General features: G+C 65.4%; 11 protein-coding genes. 6 read left to right on the top strand and 5 right to left on the bottom strand.

What is annotated here, in order from left to right; all coding sequences use genetic code 11:
* The 5 genes from ACKOED_RS07545 to ACKOED_RS07525 all read left to right on the top strand — a co-directional run.
* On the top strand, window positions 1–616 hold a 616-nt coding region (locus tag ACKOED_RS07545; RefSeq protein ID WP_408915968.1), incomplete at its 5' end, for a carbohydrate ABC transporter permease.
* Between the two features lies 1 nt (window position 617).
* A complete protein-coding gene (locus ACKOED_RS07540; protein ID WP_408915967.1) occupies window positions 618–1706 on the top strand; it encodes an ABC transporter ATP-binding protein in 1089 nt (362 codons plus the stop codon).
* A complete protein-coding gene (locus tag ACKOED_RS07535) occupies window positions 1703–2143 on the top strand; it encodes a hypothetical protein (protein WP_408915966.1) in 441 nt (146 codons plus the stop codon). Before ACKOED_RS07540 ends, ACKOED_RS07535 begins: the two co-directional genes overlap by 4 nt.
* Window position 2144: 1 nt before the next feature.
* Window positions 2145–3089 carry a carbohydrate kinase family protein gene (locus ACKOED_RS07530; RefSeq protein WP_408915971.1) on the top strand — a complete coding sequence of 315 codons (945 nt, stop codon included), beginning with the start codon at window positions 2145–2147 and terminating at the stop codon, window positions 3087–3089.
* Window positions 3086–3778, top strand: coding sequence for an SDR family NAD(P)-dependent oxidoreductase (locus ACKOED_RS07525; RefSeq protein ID WP_408915965.1), 693 nt, complete (start codon window positions 3086–3088; stop codon window positions 3776–3778). The genes ACKOED_RS07530 and ACKOED_RS07525 overlap by 4 nt, the downstream gene beginning before the upstream one ends.
* A gap of 6 nt (window positions 3779–3784) precedes the next feature.
* On the opposite strand, the gene ACKOED_RS07520 is transcribed toward ACKOED_RS07525, so the two are convergent.
* Entirely contained in the window at window positions 3785–4555 is a 771-nt protein-coding gene (locus ACKOED_RS07520; protein ID WP_408915964.1) for an SDR family NAD(P)-dependent oxidoreductase, read from the bottom strand.
* 75 nt (window positions 4556–4630) lie between these two features.
* Here ACKOED_RS07520 and ACKOED_RS07515 point away from each other — a divergent pair, with 75 nt between their 5' ends.
* Window positions 4631–4960, top strand: a complete 330-nt coding sequence (locus ACKOED_RS07515; protein WP_408915963.1) for an L-rhamnose mutarotase — start codon at window positions 4631–4633, stop codon at window positions 4958–4960.
* A 29-nt stretch (window positions 4961–4989) separates the two neighbouring features.
* Here ACKOED_RS07515 and ACKOED_RS07510 read toward each other — a convergent pair whose 3' ends face one another.
* The 4 genes from ACKOED_RS07510 to ACKOED_RS07495 are packed head-to-tail and all read right to left on the bottom strand — an operon-like array spanning window position 4990 to window position 8012.
* Window positions 4990–5697 carry an SDR family NAD(P)-dependent oxidoreductase gene (locus ACKOED_RS07510; RefSeq protein ID WP_408915962.1) on the bottom strand — a complete coding sequence of 236 codons (708 nt, stop codon included), beginning with the start codon at window positions 5695–5697 and terminating at the stop codon, window positions 4990–4992.
* A complete protein-coding gene (locus ACKOED_RS07505; protein ID WP_408915961.1) occupies window positions 5691–6446 on the bottom strand; it encodes an SDR family NAD(P)-dependent oxidoreductase in 756 nt (251 codons plus the stop codon). Before ACKOED_RS07505 ends, ACKOED_RS07510 begins: the two co-directional genes overlap by 7 nt.
* On the bottom strand, window positions 6443–7219 hold the full coding sequence (locus ACKOED_RS07500; RefSeq protein WP_408915960.1) for an ABC transporter ATP-binding protein: 777 nt from the start codon (window positions 7217–7219) through the stop codon (window positions 6443–6445). Before ACKOED_RS07500 ends, ACKOED_RS07505 begins: the two co-directional genes overlap by 4 nt.
* Window positions 7220–7229: 10 nt before the next feature.
* Window positions 7230–8012, bottom strand: coding sequence for an ABC transporter permease (locus ACKOED_RS07495; RefSeq protein ID WP_408915959.1), 783 nt, complete (start codon window positions 8010–8012; stop codon window positions 7230–7232).
* Window positions 8013–8032 lie beyond the last annotated feature (20 nt).

Raw genomic sequence — 8032 nt, 5'->3', positions numbered from 1 at the left:
CATCGTGATCGCGACCGTTTCGGTGCTGCTGGCGCTGGTCATCGGCACGCTCGCCGCCTATGGCTTTTCGCGCTACCCGCTCAAAGGCAACGATACCTATCTGTTCATCATTCTCACCACCCGCATGCTGCCGGCCATCGTCGTCATCATACCGGTGATCCTGATGTTCCGCGCCGTGGGGCTGTCCGGCTCCTACACCGGCATCATTCTGCTCTACACCGCTTTCAACCTCGCCTTCACGATCTGGATGATGAAGAGCTTCTTCGACGAGCTTTCGCCTGATGTCGAGGATGCCGCGCGCATCGACGGCTCGTCCGATACCCGGGTGTTCTTCAAGATCGCGCTGCCGCAGGTGGTGGCGGGGCTCGCCGCCACCTTCGTGTTTGGCCTGATCCTCACCTGGAACGAATTCCTGTTTGCCCTGCTGCTCACCGGCCCCGATACGCGCACCGTGCCGGTGGCCATGAACCAGGCCGTCTCGTCTGGCGGGCGCGGCACCGACTGGACGCTGCTGGCCGCCATCGAAACCCTGTTCCTGATCCCTGTGTTCCTTGTCACCTTCTTCCTGCAGAACCATCTGCTGCGCGGCGTGACCTTCGGCACGGTGAAGCGCTGACATGTCGACGATCGAAGTCAGGAAGCTCACCAAGCAGTTCGGCGCCTTCACGGCGGTGAAGGACGCCGATCTGAAGGTCGATGCCGGCGAGGTGGTCTGCCTGCTGGGGCCTTCCGGCTGCGGCAAGACCACGACGCTCCGCATGATCGCCGGGCTGGAGCGCGCCACGGCGGGCGACATCATGATTGCCGGCCAGCGCATGAACGAACTGCCGCCGCAGAAGCGCGACATCGCCATGGTGTTCCAGTTTTACGCGCTTTACCCCGCGCTGTCGGTCGGCGCCAACATCGCCATGCCGCTCCATTACGAGAGCCTGTCGAAGGCCGATGCCGACGCGCGCGTGATGAAGGTGGCCAAGATCATGCACCTCGACACGGTGCTGGACCGCATGCCGAACCAGATTTCGGAAGGCGAGAAGCAGCGGCTTGCGGTGGCCCGCGCCATCGTGCGTGACCCCAATTGCTTCCTGTTCGACGAACCCCTGTCGCGCCTTGACGTGGAGCTGCGCCATTCGATGCGCGGCCAGATCAAGGAGGTTCTGCAGGGCCTCTCGAAGGCCACCGTGATCGTCACCCACGATCAGCTGGAGGCCCTGACCATGGCCAACCGCATCGCCATCATGAAGGAAGGCGTGATCGAGCAGATCGGCACGCCGCATGACGTGTTCGCCAAGCCAGCCAATGTTTTCGTGGCGAGCTTCATCGGCACGCCGCAGATGAACCTGGTGGAGGCCGATCTCACGTCCTTCGGCGATGGCATGGCCGCGGTGGTGCTGGCCGGGCAGCAGGTGTCAATCGGCGCCGATCCCGGGGTCTCCCGGCTCAAGCCTTCGAAGGTCACCATCGGCATCAGGCCGCGGGCGTTTGCCGTGGCCGGCGAAAAGGCCCGCGACACCATCGCGGCGCAGGCCGAACTGATCGAACCGATGGGCGCTGAAACGCTCATTCACGCCCGCACCGCCGATGGGCGTGACATTCGCGTGGTGGTGCCACGCGAGAAGCGCGTGAAGGTGGGTGAGCCGCTGCACCTCCGGCCCGATGCGCGGCAGACGCATTTCTTCGGCGATGACGGAAAGGCGGTGCGCGCATGAGCGGCGGCGATCAGGGCATGACGCGCCAGGGCGCGCTCCGGCTCGAATATTTCATCATCGGGCTTGGCGTCTTCGCGCTGCTGCTGATTTTCCAGCCCTTCAGCCTGCAGCTGTTCGCCATCGGCGGCGTGCTGGTGGTGATCGCCGGACTCGTCAACAATCTGCTTCCGCTCGCCCAGCCCGGCGTTCCGGCGCGCAGCGTGGTGACCGCCGCCATGGTGGTAGCGATGATCTTCCTCATCGTCGTCCTGGTGGCGATCGCGGCCGCGCATCTCTATGGCGTGTTCTTCCTCAAGCCGCCCGACCCGAACACCACCGCGGGCAAGGTGCAACTCGCCACGCCGCCGTTCTGGAAGCAGCCGCTGGTGTGGGGTATCGCGGCGGTGGCCGCCGTGCTGGCCGGCATCATCACGGCCATGAACAGGGCCCGTGGCTGAAATGCGCTATGACGTCTCGGTGATCGGCCTTTACATCCTTGATGTTCTGGGCCGTCCCGTCACCCGCATTCCGGACCGCGGCAACGTCGACTTCATCGAGGAAATCCGCTTGACCGTCGCCGGAACCGCGGGCGGAACGGTGATCGACACCGCCAAGCTGGGGCTGAAGAGCCTCGCGGTTGGCGCGGTCGGCGACGATGAAAAAGCCGATTGGGTGCTGATGACCATGCAGAAGCATGGCATCGACACCACCGCCATGCAGCGGCTCAAGGGTATTCCGACATCCGCCACCATTTTGAACGTGCGGCCCAACGGCGACCGTCCGGCGCTGCATGTGCGTGGGGCGTCCGATCATTTCGATGTGCCGCCCGCCATGTATGAGCAGGTGTTCGATGCGCCGATTGTGCATCTGGGCGGCACCGGTCTGCTCAAGAAGCTGGATGGCCCAGCCTCCCTGACCCTGCTCAAGGAGGCGAAGGCGCGCGGCCGCACCGTCACCTTTGACCTGATCGCGGCGAGCGCGGAAACCATCGGCATCGTCGGGCCCTTGCTGCCTTATATTGACTATTTCATGCCTTCGATCGAGGAGGCAAAGGACATGTCCGGGCAGGCCAGCCCGGAAGATTGCGCGAAATTCTATCTCGACAAGGGCGCCGCGTGCTGCGTCTTCACCCTGGGCGGCGATGGCGCCTATTACGCCCACCGCGACGGCACCCGCATCCGCTCTCCTGCCTATGACGTGCGGGTGGTCGATACCACGGGCTGTGGTGATGCCTTTGACGCCGGCTTCATCGCGGCGTTGCATCACGGCATGGACCGTGAGACGTCGCTGCGCTTCGCGCAGGCGGCGGCCGGCCTTGTCGCCACCGGGCTTGGCTCGGACGCCGGCATCGTTTCCTTCGATGATACGCTCAACACCATGAAGAAGTGGAAGATCAAGACATGAGATTTCAGGGCAGGCGCGCCGTCGTCACCGGTGGCCTTTCGGGTATCGGCGAGGCGGTGGCCAAGCGCATCGCCGCCGAAGGCGGCAGGGTGGTGTCATGGGACATGCAGGGCGGCATCGTCACCGACATCTCGAACTGGGAGTCGGTGAAGGCCGCCGCCGATGAGACCATCCGCCAGCTTGGCGGCATCGATATTCTGGTGAACAGCGCGGGGATCGCGGGGCCAACCGCCACCGTCACCGACCTCAAGATGGAAGACTGGCACCGCACCATCGCCATCAATCTCAATGGCACGTTCTTCACCAACCGGGCCGTGGTGCCGCATATGATGGCCGGCAATTATGGCCGCATCGTCAACATCGCCTCGATCGCCGGCAAGGAAGGCAACCCCAACGCTTCCGCCTACTCGGCGTCCAAGGCCGCCGTGATCGGCTTCACCAAGTCGCTGGCCAAGGAACTGGCCAAGACCAACATCACGGTCAACAGCGTGACCCCGGCCGCGGTGAGGACGCCGATCTTCGACCAGATCCCGCAGAGCCATGTCGATTTCATGCTGTCCAAGATCCCCATGGGGCGGCTTGGCAAGGTGGATGAGGTGGCGAGCCTCGTCTGCTGGCTGGCGAGCGAGGAATGCTCGTTCTCGACGGGCGCCGTGTTCGACGTGTCCGGCGGCCGCGCCACCTACTGACGGCCGTTATACCGCCGTAAAGCCGCCGTCGATCAGCAGGTCATGGCCGCAGATCATGTCCGAGGCCGGTGAGGCGAGGAACAGGATGGCGTCCGCAACCTCGATTGGCTTGCCGAAGCGCCCGGCCGGAATCTTCGCCTTCATCGGATCGCCCTTTTCCGGCTTGCCCCACACCTGTTCGCCCATCGGCGTCAGGATCACGGTGGGGCAGACCGTGTTGATCTGGATGTTGTGCTTTGCCCACTCCACCGTCATCACCTTGGTCAGCATGTTGAGGCCGCCCTTGGAGGCGCAATAGGCGGCATGCGCGTCGAGCCCCACGACGCCCGCCTGCGATGACACATTGATGATCTTGCCGGCCTTCTGGGCGATCATCTTGGGCGCCAGCTCGCGCGCCACCAGGAAGGGGGCCCGGAGATTGACCGCCATGGTGGCGTCCCAGTCGGCCACCTTCGCGTCGAGCAGGCTGTCGACGAGCGCGATGCCGGCGTTGTTGACGAGGATGTCGATCGTGCCAAAGGCGGCCAGCGCGTCCCGCGCGGCCTGCGCCGGGCCTTCCGGGGTGGCCATCTCGGCGGCGATGGCCACGCACCGGCGGCCTTTGGCCTCGACCGCCGCCTTCACGGCGGCAAGCCCCGCCGGATCGCGTCCCACGGCGGCAATATCGGCGCCGGCGTCGGCCAGCACCATGCAGGCTTCGAGCCCGATGCCCTTGGTGGCCCCCGTCACCATCGCCCGCTTGCCGCCGAGGCCAAATCTCTTCATCCAGTCAGCCATTGTATGTCCTCCGGTTTTTGGCGATCTTTGCCAAGCGGATCGAAACCGTCAATGGCAATGGAGGGAGCGGCGGATATGCAACGCATGGGCAGGGTCATCAGGCTGAAACCGGAGGTGATCCCGGAATACAAGCGCATTCACGCGGCGGTGTGGCCGGAAGTGCTGAACGCCATCCGCGACAGCAACATCCGCAACTACACGATCTTCCTGAAGGAACCGGAGAACCTGCTGTTCGCCTATTGGGAGTATCACGGCGCGGACTTCGAGGCCGACATGCGGAAGATGGCGGATGCCCCACGCATGAAGGAATGGTGGGTCATCACCGATCCGATGCAGATACCCTTCGAGACCCGTGCCCCCGGCGAGTGGTGGGCGGCCATGGAAGACGTCTTCCACACCGATTGATGGAGTAACGGCGCACGCCAGCCGCCGCCTCACGCCATGGCGGCGCCGCCATTGGCGCCAAGGCATTGGCCGGTGAAGAAACTGCTGCCGGGCGCCGCCAGGAACAGTACCGCCGCGGCGATTTCCTCCGGGCGGCCGATCCGTCCCAGGGGATGCGCTGTTTCCAGTTTCTTCTGTTCCGCGGTGAGGCTGTCGAAGCCGAGGAGCGCGGTGTCGGTCGGCCCGGGCGCCACGGCGTTGACGAGGATGCCGGGCGCCAGCTCCCGTGCCCATGAGCGGGTGAGCCCGAGGATCGCGGCTTTGCTGGCGCAATAGACGGACGCGTTGGCGCGGCCCAGATAGGCGAGCTCGGACGCGATGTTGACGATCCGGCCGCTGGCCCCCATGTGCTTCAGGGCCTCGCGCGTCACCAGGATGGCGCCCCGGACATTGACGGCGAAATGCGTGTCGATCTGCTCCGCCGTGATGTCCGGCAGCGCCGCCTCCCGCATGATGCCGGCGTTGTTGACCAGAACATCGATGCCGCCGAGCCGGCTGGCCGCTTCGGCCACCGCCGCGGCGACGTCGGCCTCCCTGGTCAGGTCGCAGCGGAGAATTTCCACGGGCGCCTTCGCCGCGGCAAGATCGAGACCGATCACGCGGGCGCCTTCCGCGGCAAAGGCCTGCGCCGTCGCGCGGCCAATGCCATTGGCGGCTCCCGTCACCAGCACACGTCTTCCGTCCATCGGCTTCACCATGGCACTTCTCCGCGATCTACTCCCAGTGACTGGCCCGTCACGTTGCGCGAGCGGGAAGAGGCGAGAAACATATAGGCGTCCGCCATGTCCTCCGGCTCCATGAGGCCGGGCAAGGCCTGCGCGCCGGTGATCGAGGCCAGAAGATTGTCCTCCGTCTCGCCGCGCCGCGCCGCCATCAGCTTGAGCGACAGCATGGAGGCTTGCGTGCGCACCCAGCCAGGGCAGACGGCATTCACGCGGATGCCGCGCGGGCCCAGTTCCTTCGCCCAGGTCTTGGTAAGGCCGATCACCGCATGCTTGGAGGCCACATAGGCGCCGAACAGCGGCTCCGCCACGCGGCCCCAGATGGATGCTGTATTGATGATCGCGCCACCCGTGCTCATGCGCGCCAGGGCCCGGCGCGTGACGATCTGCGTGCCGATCACGTTGATCTCGATGATGCGCCGGAACATCGCCTCGACCTCGTCGCCGCCCTCGCCAACGGGTGTCAGCCGCTCGAGGCCGGCATTGTTGATCAGCACATCGATGTGGGCGAGGCCCGCGAGCGCGCGCTCAACCGCCGTCGCATCCGTGATGTCGGCGACGCAGCCCGAGGCGCCGATCTCCGCCGCTGCCTGCTCCACCGCGGTGTCGTCCGCAATCAATGTGAGCCGCGCGCCGGCGGCGGCGAAGCCCGTGGCGATGCCAAGCCCAATGCCCCGGCTGGCGCCGGTAATGACGACGGTCTTGCCAGAGAGGTCTTGGCTCATGGGTGGTCTCCGGTTTCATTGCGGATCATGTGCAGCACGTCATTGCGGAGCCGGAAGAAGGCCTCGCCCTCCCGCACCTCCAGCGTCCGTGAGGGACCGAGCACGGCCCCGACGTCGATGTCGTGAAGAACGCGCGCCGGCCTCGCGGAGAACAGGATGATGCGGTCAGCGAGGAAGACGGCCTCCTCGACGTCATGCGTCACGAAGATGACGGTCTTTTCCTCCTCGCGCTGGATCTGGCGGAGTTCAAGCTGCAGCCGTTCGCGGGTCAGGGCGTCGAGTGCGCCGAAGGGTTCGTCCATCAGCAGCACGTCGGAGCCCGCCGCAAGGGTCCGGGCAATGGCCACGCGCTGGCGCATGCCGCCCGAGATGCGGTTGGGATAGGACCGGCGGAAATCCGTCATGCCGATCAGCTTGAGGTAATGATCGACGCGGGCTGAACGCTGCTCATCGCTGAGATCGTCACGGTAGCGCATGCCGAAGGCGATGTTGCCTTCCACCGTCAGCCAGGGAAACGACGAATAGGACTGGAACACCATGCCGCGCCGCCGGTCTGGCTCGGTGATGACGTTGCCATCGAGCCGGATGACGCCGGAGCTCGGGCTGTCGAGCCCGCCGACCATGCGCATCAGCGTGGTCTTGCCGCAGCCCGAAGGCCCCAGGAAGATGGTGAAGGAGTTCCGCGCGATGGCAAGCGTGGTGTCCGAAACGACAGGCACCTCGCCGAAGCGCTTGCTCACGCGGTCGAAGGCGAGATAGGCATGCGCGGTCACCGGCCCGTCCTCATACATACCTGAACATGCGCCGGTGCAGCGCGCGGAGCAGCTGATCCGTCGCCAGTCCGATGAGGCCGATCACCACGACGCCCGCCATCACCTCCGGAGTCTTCACATAGCGCCGCGCCGACCAGATGACGAAGCCGAGGCCTGAATCCGCCGCCACGATTTCGGCCAGCACCAGATAGGTCCAGCACCAGCCGAGCGTGATGCGCAGATTGTCGACGAGCGTTGGCCCCATGGCGCGGAAGGCGACGTCGGTCAGCACCTGGCGCGGCTTGGCGCCCAGCGTGAGGGCGATCTCGACATATTCATGCGGCACACGGCGCATGTCATCGGCGACCAGCAATACCAGCTGGAAAAAGGTTCCGAGCCACAGCAGAAAGATTTTCGTCTCCTCGCCGACCCCGAACCAGATGATGGAGAGCGGAATCAGCGCGGGAACGGGAAGATACCGGATGAAGTCGATAATCGGCTCCAGCGATGCGCCGACCACCCGGTAGCTGCTCATCAGGATGCCGATCGGGATCGCCATGGCGGCGGCCAACAGGAAAGCCACCCAGACGCGCAGCGTGGAAATCAGGGCATGCCAGAGCAGGTTCTGATCCGTCGTCATCGTCCACAGCGCCTGCAGCACCCTGCTCGGCGCGGGGAGGAATTGTGGCTGGATCAGCCCGGCGCGGGCGACACCCTCCCACAGCAGGAGCACCGCAGCCGCCATCGCGACGCCGAGAAAGATCTCGGCGCGCACGCTGGCCTTGCCGCGGAACGCAAAGAGTCCGCCTGCCATGGAGTTGCCCCGCCGGTATC

Origin of the sequence: Aestuariivirga sp. (assembly GCF_046093005.1) — a bacterium.
Taxonomy (GTDB): Bacteria; Pseudomonadota; Alphaproteobacteria; order Rhizobiales; family Aestuariivirgaceae; genus Aestuariivirga.
Note: the sequence above shows the minus strand (reverse complement) of the source record. Positions and strands in the feature narration are given on the sequence as shown.

What these genes read in the sequence shown, in the direction of transcription:
- ACKOED_RS07540 (WP_408915967.1), top strand. Translation starts at nt 618, where the DNA reads ATGTCGACGATCGAAGTCAGGAAGCTCACCAAGCAGTTCGGCGCCTTC.
- ACKOED_RS07535 (WP_408915966.1), top strand. Translation starts at nt 1,703, where the DNA reads ATGAGCGGCGGCGATCAGGGCATGACGCGCCAGGGCGCGCTCCGGCTC.
- ACKOED_RS07530 (WP_408915971.1), top strand. Translation starts at nt 2,145, where the DNA reads ATGCGCTATGACGTCTCGGTGATCGGCCTTTACATCCTTGATGTTCTG.
- ACKOED_RS07525 (WP_408915965.1), top strand. Translation starts at nt 3,086, where the DNA reads ATGAGATTTCAGGGCAGGCGCGCCGTCGTCACCGGTGGCCTTTCGGGT.
- ACKOED_RS07520 (WP_408915964.1), bottom strand. Translation starts at nt 4,555, where the DNA reads ATGGCTGACTGGATGAAGAGATTTGGCCTCGGCGGCAAGCGGGCGATG.
- ACKOED_RS07515 (WP_408915963.1), top strand. Translation starts at nt 4,631, where the DNA reads ATGCAACGCATGGGCAGGGTCATCAGGCTGAAACCGGAGGTGATCCCG.
- ACKOED_RS07510 (WP_408915962.1), bottom strand. Translation starts at nt 5,697, where the DNA reads ATGGTGAAGCCGATGGACGGAAGACGTGTGCTGGTGACGGGAGCCGCC.
- ACKOED_RS07505 (WP_408915961.1), bottom strand. Translation starts at nt 6,446, where the DNA reads ATGAGCCAAGACCTCTCTGGCAAGACCGTCGTCATTACCGGCGCCAGC.
- ACKOED_RS07495 (WP_408915959.1), bottom strand. Translation starts at nt 8,012, where the DNA reads ATGGCAGGCGGACTCTTTGCGTTCCGCGGCAAGGCCAGCGTGCGCGCC.